This window comes from Halorubrum ejinorense (assembly GCF_055389685.1).
This window is the reverse complement of record NZ_AP043777.1, coordinates 232,764-252,042: the sequence shown is the minus strand read 5'-3', so window position 1 is coordinate 252,042 and position 19,279 is coordinate 232,764. Positions and strand designations below refer to the sequence as shown.

Sequence of the window (19,279 nt, the reverse complement as noted above, 5' to 3'; positions counted from 1 at the left end):
CTCCCGATACATGAAGCTTCGTTGCCGTTCCGACGGACTGGAAGCGACGGAACCGACTGCGATCGAGTGACCCGGCGACGATCCGGCGTCCGGCCCGCCGGAACGCGCTACTCCGTCGTGGTCCGGTACGCGCGCACCGCGTCGCGGTACCCCGACCGGAACGTCGGGTGAACGAACTCGTAGCCGAGCTCTCGGAGGAGCGCGTTCGAACACCGCTTGCTCGTCCGGATCCGGCGCTCCGCGGCCTCGGAGAGGTCGCCGGCCGCGATCCGCTCGTCCTTCGACAGCTTCTCCGGGCGCGGCACGCCGCAGGCGTCGGCGAGCCAGTCGGCGAACGCGTGTTTGTCGACCGGTTCGTCGTCGACGACGAGGACGGCGCGGTCCCGTGCGCGGTCCGTCTCCAACAGGTGTCGGATCGACCCCGCGGCGTCGTCGCGGTGGACCATGTTGAGGTAGCCGGCCGTCACCGGTCCCTCCACGTACCGCTCCAGCCGGTACCGCTCCGGACCGTACAGTCCCGCGAAGCGGACGACCGTCCCGTCGATACCGGCCTCGGAAGCGCGCTCGACGGCGATCCGTTCGGCCTCCGCGAGGACCGCCGTCTTCTCCGTGGTGGGGTCGAGCGGCGTCTCCTCGTCGACCCAGTCGCCGTCGTGGTCGCCGTACACCCCCGTCGAAGAGGTGTACACCAACCGGTCCGGCGAGTAGGCCCGCGACCCGTACTCGTCGACGACGTTCGCCAGCCCGTCGACGTACACCGCTCGCGCCGCGTCGGCGCCGCGCCCGCCGGAACTGGCCGCGAAGACGACAGCGTCCGCGTCGGGCAGTCCTTCCAGCGACGCCGGATCGGTCGCGTCCGCGCGCACGGCATCCACGTCCGCCCCGACGGCGTCGACCGCGTCGAGCCCGTCGTCGGACCGACGGACGCCGGTCACCGTGTGGCCGCGGGCGTCGAGCTGGGCCGCCAGCGCCAGTCCGACGTAGCCGCACCCGACGACGACGACCCTCATGGCTTCCGGCGCTCGATGACCGCGAGGATCTCCGCGAGCTGGCCGAGCGTCATCGCGGTCCGCCCTTCCAGCGCCTGCTGGACCTCCTGTCCGGTGAGGTCGGCGTCGATCTTCGCGGCGAGCGAGTCGACGTCGAGGACGGCGGTCGCCATCCCCATCAGCAGGTGGTCACGGACCTCTGCGACCATCGCGTCGGCGCCGCGATCCGGCTCCGCCGCGGCGAGGACGGCTGCGGCGTCCGCGAGCGCCACTCCGCCGATGTCGCCCTCGCGGACGGCGGCCGCGTCCGCCTCGGTCAGTCCGACCTCGTCGACCAACCGATCGGTGCCGACCGTCGACGCTGCCTCCGTCACCATCGCCTCGAAGGCGGCGAGCAGGCTCGCCGCCGTCGGCTCGTCCGGGTCGACGGCGGGTCCGGGTCCGTCGCCGTCGACGACCTCGTGGAACATACCCGCACTCGGTCGCCGCGTCTCAAAACGCCTGCGGTCGGCCGCGTTCCGGTCGATACCCCCCGTCTGCGTCTCACGCCTCCGTACACTCGTCCGCGGTCTCCGGTGACGCGGTGAGCGGGCCGGGACACGGCCAGCCGCCGGACGTCTCCTCGCGTGTCCCGTCGACGTCGCCGACGCCCGGCGGCCCCGCGGGCACGGCGACGACGACGACGGTGCGCGTCTCGAACGCCACCGGCTCCGTGGCCCCCAACACGACCGACTCGCCGCCCGCGTCGACGCGGACCTCGCCGGGCGACCTGACGTACTCGAACGGGCGGTCTGGCGTGCCGACGTTCGCGCGGAGCGCGAACCGCGGGTACTCCCCGCGCACCTGGACGTTCCACGCGTTGACCGTCGCCACCCAGTATCCGGGGACCGGCGCGACCGGGAGTCCCGCCCCGACGCTTCGGACCGGCTTCGGAACTCGGTCGTCGGGGACCGACGCGACCGCCTTCTGCGCCCGGCGTTCGATCGCTGACTCCACTTCGTCGCGGCGGATCGCCCGCGACGCGGCCGTCGTCGCGTCGACGAAGCGGGCCGGCACGCGGACCGCGTCTCGCCCCGCGGACTTCCGCGTCGCGACGCGGAGCTCCGCCGCGAGCCCGATCCGCTCGGCCGTCGACAGCGACCCCACCCGCGCCGCCTCGCTCGCGACTCGGTCGGGGTACTCGCCGGCTCCGACGGCCACGGCCCTGTCGCCGAGCGAGTCGTAGCCCGCCGCGGCGCGCTCCAAGGCGGCTCGTCGCTGCTCACGCGAGAGCTCTGTTCGACCGGCGAGTCGCTCCGCTAAGGCGTCGTCGAGGCGTCGCAGCGAGGCGTCGACCCGTCCCGCGAGCGCGCGACGGTCCGCGCGCAGGTCGTCGTCGTCGGCCGCCGCGAGCGCCTCGTCGGCCGCGAGCAGTGACCGTCCGGCGACGCCGACGCGCACCGTGTCGTCGGTTCCGAGGAGGCGGTCTGCGATCCCGCCGGAGACGTCGCTGTACGGGAGCGTCGCGTAGTTCACGTTCCGGGTCACGAGCGGCCGCGTCGTCGTGCCCTCGACGCCGTCGACCCGCTCGCCGTCGACCGCGGTCCGCGGGAGGTATCCGGGCGACCCCTCCGGCGCAAACGTGACCGCACCGCCCGGTCCGCCCTCTCCGACGACGTACGTCCCCGAGTCGCGGGCGGCCTCGCGGCTGGCGATCACCTCGCCGACGGGCGGTCCGTCGAACGCGCCGTTCACTCTGTCGAGCAGGCCGTTCGCCGCCGACTCCCGCTTCGCGGCGGCGGACTCTAACTCCGCTATCACGGCGTCGAGGTACGCGACGCGGGCGGCGACGCGACCGCGGTCGACCGCGCTCTCGTACCTCGACGGGGCGTCGCGGAGCGCGGTGCGTCGGTCGCGTACGGTCGCCGCGAGGTCACGGTACGGGCTCGCCTCGCCGACCGCGGCGTCGGTCATCGACGCCTCGGTCTCGATGTCACGAACCCGCTCCGATAGCGACGAAATATCGCCGGCGACCCGGTCGAGGTCCGCCCCCGCCCGAGCGCCGTACACGACCGCAGACCGCGTTTCGTCGCCGCCCTCGACGGCGTCGCGCGCGAGTCGGTCGACATCGTCGCCGGTCTCGACGCCCAGTTTCTCCCTCGCGGCCGCCGGCGTGTCCGCGAGGTTCGGCCCCTCCACGTCGCCGCCCGCCGCAGCACCGAACGTCGCCGTCGGCCTGTCCGGCGCCTCCGACCGCGGCGCGTACCGACCGGTCAGCGACACGCGGACGCGGTACCGGTCCGTGGTCTCGTCGCTCGTGACGGCTCGGTCGACGCTGACGTTCCGAACCGTCCCGTTCGGTCCTCGCTCGACGATCTGGCGCTCCCACGTCGCGGTCGCGGACCGCTCGACGACGACCTCCCGGCTCGCGCCGCCGAACGGCACCGACTCGCCGGCCGAGACGACCCCGTCGTCGACTCCCGTCCGAAGGTCGCTCCCGCCGACCACGCGAAAGCGCTCCGTCCGGGAGGCGTCGACCCGGCGCCACGGCTCGGGGAGGTCCGACTGGGGACGGTCCGGCGTCAGCGGGCCGCCGTCGACGACGCGGGTCGTCGCCGTCCGTACGCTCACCTCGACGCGGTGGCTCTCGCGTACGATCGATTCTAAATTGTCGTGGACGCTGACCGCCGCGCGGTCGGCGGCGTGGCCGACCGCGACCGACGCCGTCTCGTCTGCCCCCCCGAGAGACGGGTCGAAGGCCGCGTCCTCGCTCGCCGCCGCCTCACGGTCCGTCGTCGTCTCACCGCTTTCCGTCGGCGTCGGCGCCCCGAGAACGGCGTCCGTCCAGGAGCCCTCGTGGACGCCGGTCGGCGACAGCAGGTCCGTCACGCCGGTCTGAGCGGTCGCGCGAGCGACGCCGCCGCGCGCGTCAGGGTCGCTAGTCCCGAAGACGTCCCGCTGGACGCGGACGATCCCGGCGTTCGTCGAGAGCTCCACGTGGCGGTTCGCGACGACGTTCTCCACCGGCGCGCCGGCGTACTGGCCGTAGCCGCGGGCCCACGCCATCGCGTAGAGGCTCGCGGTGACCTGCCGACCGAGTCCGGGCCCCTCGACAGGCCCGCGGTTGAGTCGCGCTTCGAATCGCTCCGTTCGCTCGTGAGCGGCCAGTGTCGGCACGGCGACGGTGACGGTCCGCGGTCGCGTCCGGTTCACGATCGTTCGGCCGCCGCGGGTCGCGGTGGTCGTGACGCCCTCGAAGGTCACTCGCGTCGCGGTGCCGTTGGCGGCCGGTTCGACGTGGACTCGCTCGCGGGCGGCGACGAGATCGTCCGGCGACGCGACCGCCGGCAACGAGGCGTTCGCCTCCACGCGGCCCACGTCGCTCTCGACCGCAGCCAGCGCGTCCGCACCGGCGATCGCGAGCCGGATCCGGAACGCGTCCTCGAAGGCGGCCCCCTCGCGGACCGCTTCGGTTCCCGCCCCGGACCCGTTTGGCGCGCGCGTTACCGGCTGCGCCGCCGCCTCGTGAGCGGCCTCGCGGGCCGCGCTCCTGAGCGCCGCGGTCGCGTCGGTCTCCACGCGTTCGACGGCGCGCTCGACGCGCCGGTCCTCGCCCACGAGCCCCTGCTCGGCGATCCCCGCGGCGTACGCCGAACTCGTCACCAACAGCAGCACGCCGATGAGCGCGAAGGGTACCCGCGCCCGCTCGTCGACGACGAACGTCGGCGTACGCCGTTCGTCTCCGGACCGACCGTGGCGTCGATCCCCCACGCTCACCACCTCCGAACGACGATCCGAACGACGCCCGCCGACCCGCCCTCTCGGCCGGGCCCGTCGACGGATCGACCCGGGATCGGCTGTCGAACGACCGCGACGGCGACGTCAGCGTTCCGCGGCGGTTTCGGACCGACGGCGACTCGCTTCCGAGACTCGGTCGTGGAGGTCGACCGATCCGGTTCGCCGATCACCCGCGCCGGGACCGCCCCACCGGCGCTCGGGACCGGAGACGACGCGCTCGCTATCCGTTCCGGAGCGGCGGCGGTATCACCGTCGGCCTCGTCGTCTCCCCGCACGGTCGCGTCCGCTCGCGTCCGCGGGCCGAGTCCCGCCCGGACGGCTTCGACGGCCCGGCCGTCGAACGCACCGTTGGCGTCTCGCTCGACGAGCAGCGCGAGCAACTCGGCACGGGTCGCGTGGACGCGCCGCGTTCCGTTGGGCGCGTCGCCGTCGCGGTACGTCACGGTCACCGTCTCGGTGACGAGCCGGTCCGCGGCGTCCGTCGCGGTCGGACCGTCTGGTGCGCCGGCGTCGCTCGCGCCGAGCACGACGACGCCCGCGGAGACGCAGAGCAACAACACGGTCACGTCGAGGACGGTGCTGGTCATCTCCACACCACCGCCCGGAGGGTTCCTCGAACGTTCCGGCCGGGAGCCACCCGGACCGTCACCCGCCTTTCGGCGATCACGACCGCGTCAGACGACCTGACCGCCGGCGGTCCCGGGGCCCTCGGACTCGACGCGGCCAGCCACCGCTCGCCGTCCGCTTCCAGTTCGACCGCGGTCGCGGTCCCCGGCGCCTCGAACTCCCGCATGCGACTCGGCTCGACGACGCCGCCGACGGACATCTCCCGCTCGGCGCGGTCGAGCGCCGCCTCGGCGTCGGCCCGGGACTCGTCGGGTCCGGCGTCGCCCAGCGCACCGGCGTATAGTCCGAGCGCCAGAGCGACGACCGAAACCGCGACGAGCGCCGCGAGCGGTTCGACGGCGGCGCGGTCGGCCGTCGAGAAGGACGCGGACCCCGCGTCCGTCGTTCCCGCCGCGTCCGGTTCCGTGGAACGAGGCGCCATCCGCTGTCACCCCACCAGTGTGACTCGGACCTCGCCGTAGTGAACGCGCCGAACTGTGATCCGATCCGGCGCCGGGGTCCACCGGCTCTCGACCGCCCGAGCGCGCTCGGCCGCCGCGGCGAACGACGCCGGATCGTCGAACGCGACCTGTGGGGGGACTCCGTCGAGGACGCGACGGAGCCGAGGATCGGTCGTCGCGTTCGATTCCGTCCCCGCTCTCGGCCGGATCACCGGCGTGATCCGCGGAGCGTCGAGCGCCGCCCGCGCGGTTCCCTGTTCGTCGCCGAGCGAAACGGACTCGTCGGTGAGTCTGATGCGGTCGGCCGCGACCCCGTGTTCGGCGGTCGCGGGGTACTCTCCGTCCGCCACCGAGTCGACGGTTCGCGCGACGCCGTCGGCGTCCGGCGGCGGCGAAGCGGGGAACGCGGCTGCCACGCCCGCTGTCGCGACGCTCACGACGGCCAGCCCGAGCCACGCGTAGGTGGCGTCGAAGTGGGTCTCGAACACGGGGCGGCTGGCCGCGGCCTCGTATATAAACGATCGCCGTCGCGACGCCGGCCGTTTTGCCGTCCCTTCGCCGTCGAGGTCGGCCTCCCTCTCAGATCAGGAGCCCGGCGCCGCCGAACGCGACGAGAAACGTCGCGGTCGCCGTCGGGAGCGCGATGCCGATCCGATAGGCCACGAGCGTCCGGTCGAACCCGCGTTCGAGGCCCGTCGCCAGCCCGGTGAGGAGCGCGGCGAGGAGTAGCACGTACGTCCCGACGATCCGTCCGAGTACCGGAACCGATAGGCTCGTCGCGCCGTCGGCAGCCGCGCTCTCACTTCCGGCCGCACCGGCACCGGCGGCCCCCACTCCGCCTTCCGTCCCGAGGCCACCGCCGAGCGCGTCCGCACCCGCGGCCGCTCCGGCGCCGAGCCCGCCGACGTCGACCGCGTCGATTCCGGTCGCGAGCGCGACGGTCGCCCCCCCGACGAGGGGCGCGAACACCGCGGCGGTGTTCGAGAGCGTCCCCGTCACGGTCGCCAGCTGTCGGCGAGCGTCGCGTTCGAGGTCCCGGAGCGACTCCAGCTGGTCAGCGAGTTCTAAGAGCACGTCACCCGCCGGGCGACCCTCTCTCGCGGCGACGGCGAGCAGGGCGACCGCCCCGCCAAGCCGGGGAGACGGGACGGCGGCGGCCGGTCCGCCCTGTCCGAGAAACGCCTCGCGGACGCCGACCCGCAGCGTGTCGCTGCGGCGGCCGGCTCGCTCGAACACGTCGCCGGTCGCGCCGTCGAGTCGCTCGCCGGCGTTCGCGACCGCGGTCTCGACGGCGATCCCCTCGGCCACGTCCCCGCCGATGACGGTCATCGCGTCCGGCAGTCCGCGCTCGATGTCGCGGACCTCCGACAACACCGCCCGACGGGGCCGCGCGAAGACGAACAGCGCGGCCCCGGCACCGACGCCGACGCCGGCGATCGGCCACGTCCACGCTGCGACGGCTCGTGCGCCGACGACGGCTGCTACGCTGCCGAGGACGCACCCGGCGACGAGCGCGTGGCCGCGTCGCTCCGGCACGTCGGGGTGGTCGCCGCCGATCCGCTGCGGCGGAAACGCGACTGGCCGACGCGACAGCAGCCACGCCGACGCGGCCGTCAGCCCGACGGGGAGCGCGACGAGGTATAGACCGGCGACGAGCCCGGAACCGATCGCGACGCCGGCGGCGGCGCCCGCGGGCAGCAGCGCGATCAGCGCCAGCGGCAGGAGCACACCGAACGCGTACAGCGCGGAGACCGGCGCTCGGACCTCGCCGACGAACGACGCGAGGCGGTCCGTCGTCCCCGAGAGCGTGGCGTCGAGCGCGCGGTCCAGACACCGCCCGCGGCGTTCCGGCGGCGCCGTCGCGGCAGTCCGAACGAGCGCGGCGGCGCGGTCGATGGCCGGGAACCATGGGCGCCACTCGCGGGCGAACGCCTGAAGCCCGCTCGTCGGACCGTCCGCGCTGCCCCGCTCGTGCCGGGAGAGCGCCCTCGCCAGCGGTCCGTCCCCCGTCCGGGCGGCGAACTCCACCGCGCGCTCGGTCGAGGGATCGAGCCGCATCCGCAACACGAGCCGACCGACGAGCCCCGGTGCCGCACCGAGCGCTCGCGTCCGCCGGAGCGACGCGAGCCACACGGGCGCCCGGTGCGTCGCGTGCACCGCTCCGACCCCGGCAGCCAGCCCGACCGGCGCGGCAGTCACCGCATCGGCAACGACCGCGGCGACGCCCGTGACTATTGCGCCGACCGCAACGCCGATCCGGTAGCCGGAGTCGACGACGCGTTCCGCGGGCACGTCCCATCCGAGGAACGCTACCGCCCGCCGCAGCTCCTCCGATGCGGTCGACTCCTCCGACCCGACCGAGCGTTCTCCGCTCATCGGCCGTCACCGCCGTTGCGCGTGCCATCGGCGGGGTACCGCGTCGGCGCGATCCGCCCCGCTCGAACCGCCTCTCGAATCCGATCGCTCCGCCGGTCGACGGCTTTTCGCACCGACGCGTACGATTCGCTCGGACCTCCGAGCTCCTCGATCAGCCGGCTCTCGCCGCGGTCGATACGTCCCGTGCCGACGAGGCCTCGACCGGTCCGCTCGAACAGCGGCTCGAAGCTCACGTCGCCGTCGTGATCGACGACTTCGACGATCGATTCGACGCGGTGGTCGTCGAGGACCGCGATCAGGTCCGTCGCGGCGAACGACGAGCGTGCGACCCCGAGATCGGTGACGACTCGTTCCTCGACCGCGGCCGGGTCCTCGCCGTGGATCGTTCCGAGGACCGTCTCGCCGGCGGCACCGACGCGCATCGCCTCGTACAGCGCCCGCGCCTCTTCGCCGCGCACCTCCCCGACGGCGATCGCTCCCCCGCCCATGCGGAGCGCCGTCCGGACCGCGTCCGCCGGGGCGAGTTCCGCTCCGTCGCCGACGCGGAGTCGCTGCGCGTCCCGCCCGGCGTCGGCGAGCGCACTCACGGGCAGCTCCGGCGTGTCCTCGATAGCGATCGACCGCGTCTTCGCCGGCAGTTCCCACAGCAGCGACCCGAGCGCGGTCGTCTTTCCGGCCGCCCGCCCGCCGGCGACGAGCCCGCACACGCCGCGCTCGACGGCGACCGACAGCGCTCCGGCGGCCGCGGGCGTGAGGGTGTCGACGGAGACCAGCCGAGCGAGGGTCCACGCCTCCGGGTCGCCGCGCCGGAAGGTGAACGAGAGCCCTTCGCTGGCCGGAGACGTCGCGGCGGCGACCCTGACTCGACCGGTCTCCGACTCGATCGTCGCGTCGATCGTCGGGGTCGCCCGCGAGAAGGACCGACCGCTCGATCGTCGGAGCCGCGACGCGAGCGTGGCGGCTCCCTCGGGCGGGAGCCGCACGTTCGTCCGACATCGCTCGCCGTCGAGAACCACGCGCAGCGGGTTGTCGGCGACCGGTGCGGTCACCGTCGCGTCGCTCACCGCGTCGTCGGCGAAGACGTGCTCGAAGGCGCCGTAGCCGTGGGTGTGCCGCCGCAGGATCTCGGCGAGGTCCGCCACGGGGTCGCCGCTGCCGGCCACCGCTCGCACCGCGCGTCCCGGCGCCCGGTCACCGCCGCTGGGATCGTCGAGCAACCGGTCTCTCGCGGCGGCCAGCGTCGCCACGGCGTCGGCGTCCAAGTCGGCCGGCGGCGGCGTGAGATGGTACGTCTTGAGCGGCCCGTCGCCGTCGTAGAGCCGGACCGTCGCCCCGGTGGAGACCGTCCAGCGGTCGACCAGCTCCGCACCCGGCGGCGGGGCGGCCGCGACCCGCGCGGTCGCGGCCGTCGGTCCGACGTGTGCTCGCAGGACTTCCTCCAGTTCGCGAGCGCGGTCGCCGCGGTCGTCATCCCCTTCGACCGCCGCTCCGGTGAGCGCCTCGACGGTGGACAACAGCCCCGTCTCGCTCGCGATTCGCTTCGCGGAGCCGGCGCGGCCGCTCGCTTCTCGCGCGGCGCCGAGCGGATCGCGGACGACCCGCTCGGCGAGCCGTTCCTCGTGGAACCCGATCCGTTCGCGGAACTTCCCTGCCGCGACTAGTAGGTCGGCAGCGCGGCCGGCGTACGACCGCTCTCGGCCGCGGTGGCGGGTCCGAATCACGTCGGCGTCGCGGTCGGTCAACGCCCCGATCACGGTCGCGAGACAGTCCGGGCTCGCGGCGAGATCGCCCCGCCCCCGACAGCCGTCGGCGTCGACGTCGAGTATCACCCGGTCATCGACGCCCGTCCCCACGGGTTCGCGGAACGTCGGCTCGCACCGACAACGGCCTGTTTCCTCGTCGATCCACGGGAGCGAACCGAGCGGCGTCTGGTCCACGCCGTCGGCGACCCGATCGGTGAGACCGAAGTTCATGGCGGGCGTGCCCGCGGTATCGCATATAAACGGTCGCTCTCTTCCCCCGATCTCTCCCGCTCCCGGCTTCCCGTTTGTTGCGGCCGCCTCGCCGCGAACTGCGCTCATCCGACTCGGTCGATACGGATCGTCGGTCCGCCGTCGTCGACGTACCGGACGCGGACGCGGCTCACTCCGCTCGGGCGGAGCTCGATCGGCGCGCCGACGAGGTCGACCTCCACCGATGCGGGCCCCGTTCCGACTCGCAACACGCGTTTCGGCCGGCCGTCGACCCGATACGCGAGGGCAACGGCGCTCGGGCGCTCCGGCGTCTCGACGAGCGCGACGCGCTCGACGGCCGCCGCGGTGAAGCCGGACGGAACGCGGACGAGGACGGTCGTCCGCGCGGCCATCTCGGGGTCGTCCACCGGCGTCGATCCGGCAGCGAGGCCTCCGATCGCTCGCTCCAACTCGTTCGCCTCGGCGCCGAGCCGGTCCGCAGTCGTCGTGACCCGTGCCGTCTCGACCGCGGGCATCGACGCCGTCAGCAGCGCGACCGCCACGAGGACGGTGAGAACGACGCGGATCACGGCCTCTCCGATCCCCCTTCTCCGGTCGCCGCGTCCGCCGGAACGCTCACCCCGGTCACAGCGACTCCCGAAGCCGGTCCAGCGCCTCCGTCGCCCACGCGCCTTCGTCGCTGCCGGCCCCGCGTTCGTCGCTGTCGATCCCCCTTCCGTGTTCGCCGCTGATGGCCCCGGCGTCGCCGGAGCCCGCCGCACCGTCGCCGGGCTCTCCTATTTCGCCGCCGTCGGCGCGTCCTCGCGACGGCGGACGGTCGTCGGGAAGCGCGGCGTCGAGGGCGCTCTCCGACGGGACGGCGCCCGCCTGCGCGCCCCCCGTCGCGTCTCGCGCTCGCGTCATGCGGTCGTCGCCGGCCGCAACGTCGGCGCCCTCACCGCTCGCGCCGGCGCCCTCACCGCTCGCGCCGGCGGCGTCCGCCTCCCGGTTCGCGGTCGTCGCTCGGGCCAGCGCGAGGTCCGCCCTGCGTTCGACCTCGCGGTTGACGGCCCTGACCGACCCCACGTAGCCGCGGACGGCCTGCGTCGCCGCCTCCAACTCGGCGACGCGCTCTTCGAGGTCATCGATCCGGGACTCGAGCCGCTCGCGCTCGGCCGTCGCCTCCGCGCCGGCGGCCACGTCCGCCGGCCGCGCGTTGCTCCCCGTGACCGCGCGCTCGACGGCGCGGAGTCGCGATTCGATCCGGTCGTCCGTCTCGTTCGTCGGCGTGGGGACCGACTCCGATTCAGCGGGAGTCGTGTCGCTCGCGTCCGTGTGGTCGGTCACGCGACCGGCTGGCCGCGCTTCCGTACTTAAACGCCGGGGAAACAGTATTATCGAGGGAAACGGTACGTTGCGACATGAAGGCAGTCCTCCTCGGCGTCGGACAGGCGGGCGGCAAACTCACGACCGCCCTCGCGGAGTTCGACGCCGATGCCGGCTACGGCGCGGTCTTGGACGCGCTCGCCGTCAACACCGCGTCCGCCGACCTCGACCCGCTTCCCCTCGAAACGGTCCTCGTCGGACAGTCGCGGGTCAACGGCCACGGCGTCGGCGGTGACAACGAACTCGGCGCGGAAGTGATGGACGAGGACGCGGTCGAGGTGCTCGACGCGCTCGCCCCGAAGATCACCGCGGAGGCCGAGGCCGTCTTCGTCGTCGCCGGTCTCGGCGGGGGCACCGGTTCGGGAGGCGCGCCGATCCTCGTCCGAGAGCTGAACCGGGTGTACGACGTCCCCGTCTACGCGATCGGCATCCTCCCGGGCCGCGACGAGGGAACGATGTATCAGGTGAACGCCGGGCGCTCGCTCAAGACGCTGGTGCGCGAGGCGGACGCGACGATCCTGCTCGACAACGACGCGTGGCGGTCGTCGGGCGAGTCCGTCGAGGGCGGTTACGCCGCGATCAACGCCTCGATGGCGAAACGGATCGGCCTCCTCCTCGCCGCCGGCGAGGCGGTCGAGGGAGTCGGCGAGTCCGTGGTGGACACGAGCGAGGTGATAAACACGCTGCGGGCGGGCGGGATGGCCGCGGTCGGGTTCGCCTCGGCGCCCGCGGCGGAGGACCCCGAAGAGAACGTCACCACGGTGATGAGCGCCGTCCGCAGCGCGGTGATGACCGGACTCTCGCTTCCGAGCGCGACCGACGCCGACGCCGCGCTGATCGCGGTCGCCGGCAACCCCGACCGGATCTCGCGGAAGGGCTCCGAGAAGGCCCGCAAGTGGCTCCAGGACGAGACCGGGTCGATGCAGGTCCGCGGCGGCGATTTCCCGCTCGACTCCGACCGGATCGCGGCGCTCGTCCTCCTCGGGGGCGTCGAGCGCTCACAGCGCGTGGAGGCGTTCCTGGAACGCGCCCGGCAGGCGGTCCGCGACGAAAAAGAAGAGACCCCGGACCCGGCCGCGGCGTTCGACAACGACGAGCTCGACGACCTGCTCTGAGACCGCCGACGGGACGCGTGTCGCGTACCGCGACTCCGGCCGTCGCGGACCGCCGCTCCCGCCGGCGAGACAGGTTCCGCACCTTTTTACTCTCGCCCGGTGGAGTCTCGCCCGATGACTAATCCGTGGGACGACTGGGACCACGTGCTGAAGGTCGATCCCGACAAGGACCTGCGCCCGGGCGAGACCTTCGAGGACGTCTGCCGGACCGGGACGGACGCGATCGAGATCGGCGGGACCCTCGACGTCACCGCGGAGAAGATGACCCGCGTCGTCGACGCCGCCGCGGAGTACGACGTGCCCCTGTATCAGGAGCCGTCGAATCCCGGCGTCGTCATCGACTCGCCGGCGCTCGACGGCTACCTGATCCCGACCGTGTTCAACGCGGGCGGCCCCTTCTGGATCACCGGCGCGCACAAGGAGTGGGTCCGCATCGACGACCTCGACTGGAGCCGCACCCACACCGAGGCGTACATCGTGTTGAACCCGGACGCCGCGGTCGCGGAGCTGACCGACGCGAACTGCGACCTCGCCGCGGACGACGTGGAGGCGTACGCGAAGATCGCGGAGCGCATGTTCGGCCAGGAGATCGTGTACATCGAGTACTCGGGGATGTTCGGCGACACCGAGAAGGTCGCGGCCGCTCACGACGCGCTCGACGAAGCCACCCTCTTCTACGGCGGCGGCATCCACGACTACGAGTCGGCCAACGAGATGGCCGCCCACAGCGACGTGATCGTCGTCGGCGACCTGCTCCACGACGAGGGCGTCGACGCCGTCCGCGAGACGGTGAGGGGCGCGAAGGACGCCTGAGCCGTCGCTGACCAGCCGCGCGACTCCTTCGTTTCACGTCGAGCTCACCCGCTGAGCCGTCTGGACGCGACCACCGCGACGGCGACGACGGCGACCGCGACGCCGACGCCCGTCGGCACGGAGCCGCCGGATCCCCACTCCCAGCCGAGGAATCGCGTGCCGACGATCGCGCCGCCGGCGACGAGGAGGCCGAAACCGTTGATCAACGCCGATCGGTCCGGAGGGCTGTCTGTCATCGCCGTCGCTCTACGGTCTTCTCGCTGAAAATTCATTCGTAACACTGACATTTCCGCGGCGCCGGCGTCCCCGGTCTCCACGTTCCCCTCCGAGGGGGATCGCTTCGCGTGGAGAACGGCCCCACCCGGTCGTCGGCGCGCCGGTCAGGCGTACCCGTCGAGCATGTTCTCGACGTACTTCGCGATCACGTCGACCTCCAGGTGAACCGGGTCACCGACCGACTTCGCGGAGAGCGTCGTCAGGTCGTAGGTCGTCGGGATGATCGCCACCTCGAAGGCGTCCTCGCGCTTCTCCGCGACGGTCAGCGAGATCCCGTCGAGCGTCACCGAGCCCTTGTCGACGAGGTAGTCGCCGTGGCCCTCGGGGATCGAGAACGCGAACCGCCAGTCCTCGCCGACGCGCTCGATTCCCGTCACCTCGGCGACGGTGTCGACGTGGCCCTGAACCACGTGGCCGTCGAACCGCCCGTCGGCGGGCATCGCGCGCTCGACGTTGACCGGGTCGCCCTCGCGCACCTCGCCGAGGTACGTCTTCGCGACCGTCTCGCTCGCGAGGAACACCTCGAACCACTCGCCGCCGTCGTCGCCGACGCCGTACTCCTCGACGGTCAGGCAGACGCCGCTGACGCTTATCGACTGTCCGTGGTGGAGGTCGTCGAACCCGTCGACGCCGATCCGCAGTCGCAGTCCGTCGTCGGTCTCGGTCCGCGAACGGACCGCGCCGGTCCCCTCGACGATGCCGGTGAACATACCCGAACTGGGGGCGGGCGACACATATCGGTTCGGTGTTCGGTCGGGGGTTGGACCCGCTCGCGGCGCCCGCGTCCTCGCCGCGTCCCTTTTGAACGCCGGGCGCCAACGCGCTCGCAATGAACCTCGGCCTGATGGACATGATCGGGCTGGCCGCGTCGCTCGTGTTCGCGCTGCCGCTCGCGAACTACGCCGTTATCCGGCTGATAGCGGGCGAATTCGCGCTCGGCGCCGGCCTGCTCGTCGTCGCCGCCGCGATGGTCGTGCTTCCGCAGTACTTCCTCGACCCCGGCCGAATCCTCCGCGGGCTGGTCTCGGGGCTGCTCCCGCGACAGCTCCGGGGCGACGACGACGCTGTCACCTCCGAGAGCGACTCGATCGAAAAATAGCTCGCTCTGAACCTCTCACTCCCGCGACCGAGCCACGAGGGCGACGGCGAGAACTGCGAGCCCGCTGACGACGACCCCGAACCCGGGCGCCTCGACGCCGAGGACACTGCCGTCCCCTTCGACCCCGATCGATTCGTCGACGACGAGGACCTCGCGAGCGTTCGACCCGTTGAGCGCCTCGTTCCCGTGAACGGTCAGCGTCGCGCGGTCGCCGTGGGCCGCCCGGCTCAGGTCGAAGGTCGCGTTCGCCGTTCCCCCCTCGACGGTCGCTTCCCTGGTCATGATGAACGCCGGACTCGCGTCTCCGGTCGAGCGGATCCGGACGCTCACCGTCTCACCGTCGTCGGCTTCCACCGGAACGCTCACTTCGGTCTCCGCCGGCTCGACGACGAGGTCGGCCGCCTCCACGTCCCCCTCGGTGACGGTGGCCGGCTCAGTCGATCCTTCGCCTCCGTCGCTTCCGCCGTCCGCGGTCTCGTCGCTCGCGTCGCCACCGTCTCCGTCGCTCCCGTCACTCGCGTCTCCGTCGCTCCCGCCGTCTTCCGCCTCCTCGACGACGAGAGTGGAGACATCGGCGGGGTCGCCGCCGACGAGCAGTTCCACGTCGTAGCCGCCCGGAGCGATCGCGCTCTCGAGGGACGTCTCGCGTTCGATCTCGACCGTGGCGTCGCCGTCGGCGGTCAGCGGGGTCCCGTCACCGCCGGTCTCCGCGTGGTCGAGGACCAACGTCGTGACGCCGTCGCCGCTCGGCGTCACCGTCGCGCGGAGTTCGTATCCGACCTCGTCCTCGCCTCCGACGACGACCTCGAACGCGTCGACGCCGTCTGTCTCGACGACGACCTCGGCGGTACCGTCCTCGCTCACGGTGATGACGTCCGTGCCGATTTCGGCCGTTCCGTCGGCGGCGACGGCGCCGGTCCCGGCGATAACGACGCTTCCGAGCGTCAACGCGGCCACGAGGAGCGTCACGGCCGCCGGAACTCCCTTCGTCACGATACGCCGGAGCGACTCGGACCCGGCGGTTTCGCCGGTTCCGACGGAGGGCTCGAATCGCATGCGCGTCTGGCTTCGAACGGTAGCAAAAAAGCGGCGCCGATAGCGCAAAGGGCGGTCGTAGCTACCGGCCGCTCACTCGCGCGCCTGCGGAACGATCCCGAACGGGTACTCGGCGAGTATCTCGTACCCTTCCTCCGTGACGACGACCGTGTCCTCGAGCCTGACCCCGCCGACCGCCGGGTCGTAGACGCCGGGTTCGACCGTCACGACGTGGCCCGGTCGCAGTTCGCCCGCGCCCGACAGCGACGGCGACTCGTGGAGGCTCACGCCGACCCCGTGGCCGGTGCCGTGGGTGAAGCCGGTCTCGCCCTCGCCGGCGTTGGGGTCGAAGCCGTAGGCGGCCAACTCGGCGGCCGCCTCGCCGTGGACGGTCTTCGCGGGGACCCCCGGTTCGACCTCTTCGAGCGCGGCCTCCCGGGCGGCCTCTACCGCGATGTACGCCCGGCGCTCCCATCCGCCGTCGCCGTCGACGACGAACGTCCGGGTCACGTCCCCGTAGTAGCCGTCCGGGCCGCGCGGCGACACGTCGAGCAGCACCGCCTCTCCGGGGCGGATCGGGTCGTCGCCGACGTAGTGGAGGTCGGCCGCGGACGGCCCGGCGCCGATCACCGTGTTGCCCGCGTCGCGGACGCCCCGAGCGGCGAGGGCTCGGTTCACCTCGCGGCGGAGCCGCTCCGTCGTCAGGGAGTCGCCCTCCCACCGGAGCGGCGGTCGCCGCGCGTCTCCCGAACCGTCGACGACGTCGCCCTCGGCGACCTCGCTCTCGGCGAGCACCGTCTCGGCCCGAGCCATCCCGGCGACCGCAGCGCGCTGGACGCGGCGCATTCGGTCGAGTTCGGCCGGAGTCTTGCGCGCTCTGGCGGTCGCGACCGCGTCCGTCGACGTCAACTCGATACCCGCACGCTCCAGGTACACCGCGGCGTCGTGCGGTATCGACGCCGGGGTGAGGACGGTCGGACCGCCGGCGTCGGTCTCGTCGTCCGTCCGCCGACCGGTGAGTTCGTCGACGACTGCGGCGGCGCGCTCGCCGGCGTGATCGCCGACGGCCTCGCTTCGGACCTCGCGGACGACCCCGTCGTGGAAGTCGGTGTCAGTGTCGGAATTGGGGTCGTTGCCAGTCTGATCGGCGAGCGGGTCGCTCGCGGCCGCAACGAACTCCCGCTCCGCCTGCTCACGGAACAGCGCGGGCGCACAGAGGACGGCCCGGCCGGCCCTCTCCGCCGCCGCGTCGCCGTTCGGCACCACGACCAGCGCGTACGGGCGGTCAGGCCCGCCGAAGCGGGTCAGGTAGCGTAGGCCGTCGTCGGAGCGGTCCCCGACCGCGACGAACGCGTCCGCGTCGGTCGCCCGGACGGCCTCGACGATCGGACGCAGATCGGTCCGGAGCGGGCGGTCGCTCTCGGTTCTGTCCGTGTCCGCGGTCTCGTCCGTGTCCCCGGCGTCGCCGCTCACGGCTCGGGTTCGGGTACCGCCAGCTCCGCCTGGACCTCCTCGACGAGGTCCTGTGCCGGCTCCTCGCGGAGTTCGTTGAACAGCAACACGCTGATCGGCAGCGTCGGGGCGCCGCTGATGAGGCTCTCCATTATCACGAGGCGCTCGCGGGCGCGGGACATCCCGACGTAGAAGACGCGGCGCTCGTTGTCGGTGAGCACCGGGACGGGGCTCGTCGACTTGGTGAACTCCTCGACGCCGTCGACATCGGTCGGGTCGTCGATGGAGGCGGCCATCTGCTCGACCACCTTCTCGGTGAGGTCCGTCGCCACGAACACGTGGTCGGCCTCGCGGCCCTTCGCGGAGTGGATGGTACCGACGCGGACGCGGTTCGGCTCCATCCCCCGGTAGTCGCCCTCGAAGTACGCGCCCATCGACTTGCGCTGGAAGCTCGTCACCTTCCGGACCATGTCGTCGGCGCTCGCGGTGTCCGGCATGAAGGGGATGTACTCGTCGAGGGTGTCGGCCGCGATCTCGATCAGGGAGACGTCGTCGGCGTCCGCCGCCTCCTCGCGGTCGTCGAGGAAGTCGTAGAACTCCTCGCGGTCGTGGGTGCCGAACGCCGACTCCTGTAGCATGTCGGCGAGGCGGCGCGCCTCCAGGCCGGTGACCGGTTCGTCGGCCTCGGCCTTCTCGATGGCGCTCACGTAGTCTTGGACCCGGTCGGTCCACATCCGGCCGTCGGTGAGCATCGAGAACGGAATGCCGTGGTCGATGAACTCGTCGATGAAGTCGAACATCTGGTAGCGCGCCCGGAACAGACACATCACGTCGCCCTCGTCGTCTTCGACGGTGTAGCGAACGTTCCGCACCAGTTCCAGCATCGAGGGCGACTCGATCGCTTCGACGGTGCCGCCCTCCTTGCGCGGGTGGAGGTCTTTTTCCTGCCGCTTGTCGATGTGCCGGATCTCCGCGTTAACGACGTTGAGGATCTCCGAGGGGAGCCGGTAGGAGTTCGGCAGGACCACGTCCTCGTCGACGTCGGTGTCCAAGAGGAGGTCGGGGTCGGCGCCCTGCCACGCGTAGACGACCTGGTCGTCGTCGCCGGCGATCAGCACCCGGTTCATGTGCGGGCGCCACTCCTCGAAGACGTTGTACTGGAGCGTGGTGATGTCCTGGAACTCGTCGATGATCAGGTAGTCGACGCTGGGGACGAGCGAGCGCTGCGCGACCCGTTCGAGCATGTCCGCGAAGCCGACGAGGTCGTTGTCGCCCTTGTACGCGCGCCACGCGCGGATCGTCTCCGGGATGTCGATCCGGTCGTCGTCGGAGGGCCACGTCGGGGTGTACTTGTTCCCCTGCTGGGCGTTCGGGTCCTCCTCGGGCGGGAGTCGGACCTCCTCGACGTTCCACTGGAAGGGAACGTCGTACCAGTCGGCCACGTCGCGCTCGGTGCGCTGGAGCCACTGCGAGGTGGCGATGATCTTGTTGCCGATGGTCGTCGAGCGGGCGGTCCGGCGGCCCGCGCCGCCGTGCTGGTCCTCGAACTCGATGCCGTAGTCCTCACAGAACGCCTCCTTGTCGTCCTCACCGACCACGTCGCCTCGCGACAGGTCGAGCAGCTCGTACGCCTTCGCGTGCATCGTACTCACGTTGCCTTGGAGGCTGCGCGGGGAGATGTCGAGCCGCTCGGCGAGCCGCTCGCGGATCTCGGCGGCCGCGGCGCGCGTGTACGAGACGACGAGCACGTCGCGGACTTCGGCGTCCTCGGTTTCGAGAATCTCCTCGACGCGGTCCAAGAGCGCGGTCGTCTTCCCGCTCCCCGGCCCCCCGAACAGCCGCGTCACCGTGGTATCAGTCATTGTTACTCCCAGATTCCGACTCTCCTTAAACGCCGTGGCTCGACATCCGTCGAGACCGGCTCCCGTTCGACGGCGTCGAC

Annotated in this window: 18 protein-coding genes; 3 read left to right on the top strand and 15 right to left on the bottom strand. The window is 72.5% G+C overall.

Features of this window, described 5'->3' with window-relative positions; genetic code table 11:
* Positions 1–107: 107 nt before the first annotated feature.
* The 10 genes from ACZ5KW_RS02360 to ACZ5KW_RS02315 form a co-directional block, all read right to left on the bottom strand.
* The gene (locus ACZ5KW_RS02360) at positions 108–1,010 is read right to left on the bottom strand and encodes an NAD-dependent epimerase/dehydratase family protein (protein ID WP_343779508.1); all 903 of its coding nucleotides are present in this window, start codon (positions 1,008–1,010) and stop codon (positions 108–110) included.
* Positions 1,007–1,459: a DUF5791 family protein gene (locus ACZ5KW_RS02355; RefSeq protein WP_343779505.1), complete on the bottom strand. Its 453-nt coding sequence runs from the start codon at positions 1,457–1,459 to the stop codon at positions 1,007–1,009. The genes ACZ5KW_RS02360 and ACZ5KW_RS02355 overlap by 4 nt, the downstream gene beginning before the upstream one ends.
* A gap of 73 nt (positions 1,460–1,532) precedes the next feature.
* Complete coding sequence (locus ACZ5KW_RS02350) at positions 1,533–4,748, bottom strand: DUF7286 family protein (RefSeq protein WP_343779502.1); 3,216 nt, start codon at positions 4,746–4,748, stop codon at positions 1,533–1,535.
* Positions 4,742–5,353 (bottom strand): DUF7284 family protein, encoded by a 612-nt coding sequence (locus ACZ5KW_RS02345; RefSeq protein ID WP_371152757.1) that lies wholly within the window; start codon positions 5,351–5,353, stop codon positions 4,742–4,744. Before ACZ5KW_RS02345 ends, ACZ5KW_RS02350 begins: the two co-directional genes overlap by 7 nt.
* A complete protein-coding gene (locus ACZ5KW_RS02340) occupies positions 5,350–5,814 on the bottom strand; it encodes a DUF7285 family protein (RefSeq protein ID WP_343779497.1) in 465 nt (154 codons plus the stop codon). Before ACZ5KW_RS02340 ends, ACZ5KW_RS02345 begins: the two co-directional genes overlap by 4 nt.
* 6 nt (positions 5,815–5,820) lie before the next feature.
* Entirely contained in the window at positions 5,821–6,321 is a 501-nt protein-coding gene (locus tag ACZ5KW_RS02335; protein ID WP_343779494.1) for a DUF7283 family protein, read from the bottom strand.
* Positions 6,322–6,412: 91 nt separating this feature from the next.
* Positions 6,413–8,209 carry a type II secretion system protein gene (locus ACZ5KW_RS02330; protein WP_343779492.1) on the bottom strand — a complete coding sequence of 599 codons (1,797 nt, stop codon included), beginning with the start codon at positions 8,207–8,209 and terminating at the stop codon, positions 6,413–6,415.
* Positions 8,206–10,182 (bottom strand): ATPase, T2SS/T4P/T4SS family, encoded by a 1,977-nt coding sequence (locus ACZ5KW_RS02325; RefSeq protein ID WP_343779489.1) that lies wholly within the window; start codon positions 10,180–10,182, stop codon positions 8,206–8,208. The genes ACZ5KW_RS02330 and ACZ5KW_RS02325 overlap by 4 nt, the downstream gene beginning before the upstream one ends.
* 104 nt (positions 10,183–10,286) lie before the next feature.
* The gene (locus ACZ5KW_RS02320; RefSeq protein ID WP_343779486.1) at positions 10,287–10,751 is read right to left on the bottom strand and encodes a DUF7311 family protein; all 465 of its coding nucleotides are present in this window, start codon (positions 10,749–10,751) and stop codon (positions 10,287–10,289) included.
* 55 nt (positions 10,752–10,806) lie between these two features.
* The gene (locus ACZ5KW_RS02315; protein WP_343779483.1) at positions 10,807–11,508 is read right to left on the bottom strand and encodes a DUF7310 family coiled-coil domain-containing protein; all 702 of its coding nucleotides are present in this window, start codon (positions 11,506–11,508) and stop codon (positions 10,807–10,809) included.
* A gap of 74 nt (positions 11,509–11,582) precedes the next feature.
* Between ACZ5KW_RS02315 and ACZ5KW_RS02310 the strand changes: the two genes are divergently transcribed.
* Positions 11,583–12,662: a tubulin/FtsZ family protein gene (locus ACZ5KW_RS02310; protein ID WP_343779480.1), complete on the top strand. Its 1,080-nt coding sequence runs from the start codon at positions 11,583–11,585 to the stop codon at positions 12,660–12,662.
* Between the two features lie 114 nt (positions 12,663–12,776).
* Positions 12,777–13,475: a phosphoglycerol geranylgeranyltransferase gene (locus ACZ5KW_RS02305; protein WP_343779477.1), complete on the top strand. Its 699-nt coding sequence runs from the start codon at positions 12,777–12,779 to the stop codon at positions 13,473–13,475.
* Positions 13,476–13,519: 44 nt separating this feature from the next.
* Here the strand turns inward: ACZ5KW_RS02305 and ACZ5KW_RS02300 are convergent, their stop codons facing one another.
* A complete protein-coding gene (locus tag ACZ5KW_RS02300; RefSeq protein WP_343779474.1) occupies positions 13,520–13,711 on the bottom strand; it encodes a multidrug transporter in 192 nt (63 codons plus the stop codon).
* A gap of 144 nt (positions 13,712–13,855) precedes the next feature.
* Positions 13,856–14,461, bottom strand: a complete 606-nt coding sequence (locus ACZ5KW_RS02295) for a riboflavin synthase (protein WP_343779471.1) — start codon at positions 14,459–14,461, stop codon at positions 13,856–13,858.
* A gap of 119 nt (positions 14,462–14,580) precedes the next feature.
* On the opposite strand from ACZ5KW_RS02295, the gene ACZ5KW_RS02290 reads away from it, so the two are divergent.
* A complete protein-coding gene (locus ACZ5KW_RS02290; RefSeq protein ID WP_343779468.1) occupies positions 14,581–14,850 on the top strand; it encodes a DUF7533 family protein in 270 nt (89 codons plus the stop codon).
* A 15-nt stretch (positions 14,851–14,865) separates the two neighbouring features.
* Here ACZ5KW_RS02290 and ACZ5KW_RS02285 read toward each other — a convergent pair whose 3' ends face one another.
* The 3 genes from ACZ5KW_RS02285 to ACZ5KW_RS02275 form a co-directional block, all read right to left on the bottom strand.
* Complete coding sequence (locus ACZ5KW_RS02285) at positions 14,866–15,906, bottom strand: BGTF surface domain-containing protein (RefSeq protein ID WP_343779465.1); 1,041 nt, start codon at positions 15,904–15,906, stop codon at positions 14,866–14,868.
* A 72-nt stretch (positions 15,907–15,978) separates the two neighbouring features.
* Positions 15,979–17,358 (bottom strand): M24 family metallopeptidase, encoded by a 1,380-nt coding sequence (locus tag ACZ5KW_RS02280; protein WP_343779462.1) that lies wholly within the window; start codon positions 17,356–17,358, stop codon positions 15,979–15,981.
* Positions 17,355–19,199, bottom strand: coding sequence for an ATP-dependent helicase (locus ACZ5KW_RS02275; protein WP_343779459.1), 1,845 nt, complete (start codon positions 19,197–19,199; stop codon positions 17,355–17,357). The genes ACZ5KW_RS02280 and ACZ5KW_RS02275 overlap by 4 nt, the downstream gene beginning before the upstream one ends.
* Positions 19,200–19,279: the final 80 nt, after the last annotated feature.

What these genes read in the sequence shown, in the direction of transcription:
- ACZ5KW_RS02360 (WP_343779508.1), bottom strand. Translation starts at nt 1,010, where the DNA reads ATGAGGGTCGTCGTCGTCGGGTGCGGCTACGTCGGACTGGCGCTGGCG.
- ACZ5KW_RS02355 (WP_343779505.1), bottom strand. Translation starts at nt 1,459, where the DNA reads ATGTTCCACGAGGTCGTCGACGGCGACGGACCCGGACCCGCCGTCGAC.
- ACZ5KW_RS02345 (WP_371152757.1), bottom strand. Translation starts at nt 5,353, where the DNA reads ATGACCAGCACCGTCCTCGACGTGACCGTGTTGTTGCTCTGCGTCTCC.
- ACZ5KW_RS02340 (WP_343779497.1), bottom strand. Translation starts at nt 5,814, where the DNA reads ATGGCGCCTCGTTCCACGGAACCGGACGCGGCGGGAACGACGGACGCG.
- ACZ5KW_RS02330 (WP_343779492.1), bottom strand. Translation starts at nt 8,209, where the DNA reads ATGAGCGGAGAACGCTCGGTCGGGTCGGAGGAGTCGACCGCATCGGAG.
- ACZ5KW_RS02325 (WP_343779489.1), bottom strand. Translation starts at nt 10,182, where the DNA reads ATGAACTTCGGTCTCACCGATCGGGTCGCCGACGGCGTGGACCAGACG.
- ACZ5KW_RS02310 (WP_343779480.1), top strand. Translation starts at nt 11,583, where the DNA reads ATGAAGGCAGTCCTCCTCGGCGTCGGACAGGCGGGCGGCAAACTCACG.
- ACZ5KW_RS02305 (WP_343779477.1), top strand. Translation starts at nt 12,777, where the DNA reads ATGACTAATCCGTGGGACGACTGGGACCACGTGCTGAAGGTCGATCCC.
- ACZ5KW_RS02300 (WP_343779474.1), bottom strand. Translation starts at nt 13,711, where the DNA reads ATGACAGACAGCCCTCCGGACCGATCGGCGTTGATCAACGGTTTCGGC.
- ACZ5KW_RS02295 (WP_343779471.1), bottom strand. Translation starts at nt 14,461, where the DNA reads ATGTTCACCGGCATCGTCGAGGGGACCGGCGCGGTCCGTTCGCGGACC.
- ACZ5KW_RS02290 (WP_343779468.1), top strand. Translation starts at nt 14,581, where the DNA reads ATGAACCTCGGCCTGATGGACATGATCGGGCTGGCCGCGTCGCTCGTG.
- ACZ5KW_RS02285 (WP_343779465.1), bottom strand. Translation starts at nt 15,906, where the DNA reads ATGCGATTCGAGCCCTCCGTCGGAACCGGCGAAACCGCCGGGTCCGAG.
- ACZ5KW_RS02275 (WP_343779459.1), bottom strand. Translation starts at nt 19,199, where the DNA reads ATGACTGATACCACGGTGACGCGGCTGTTCGGGGGGCCGGGGAGCGGG.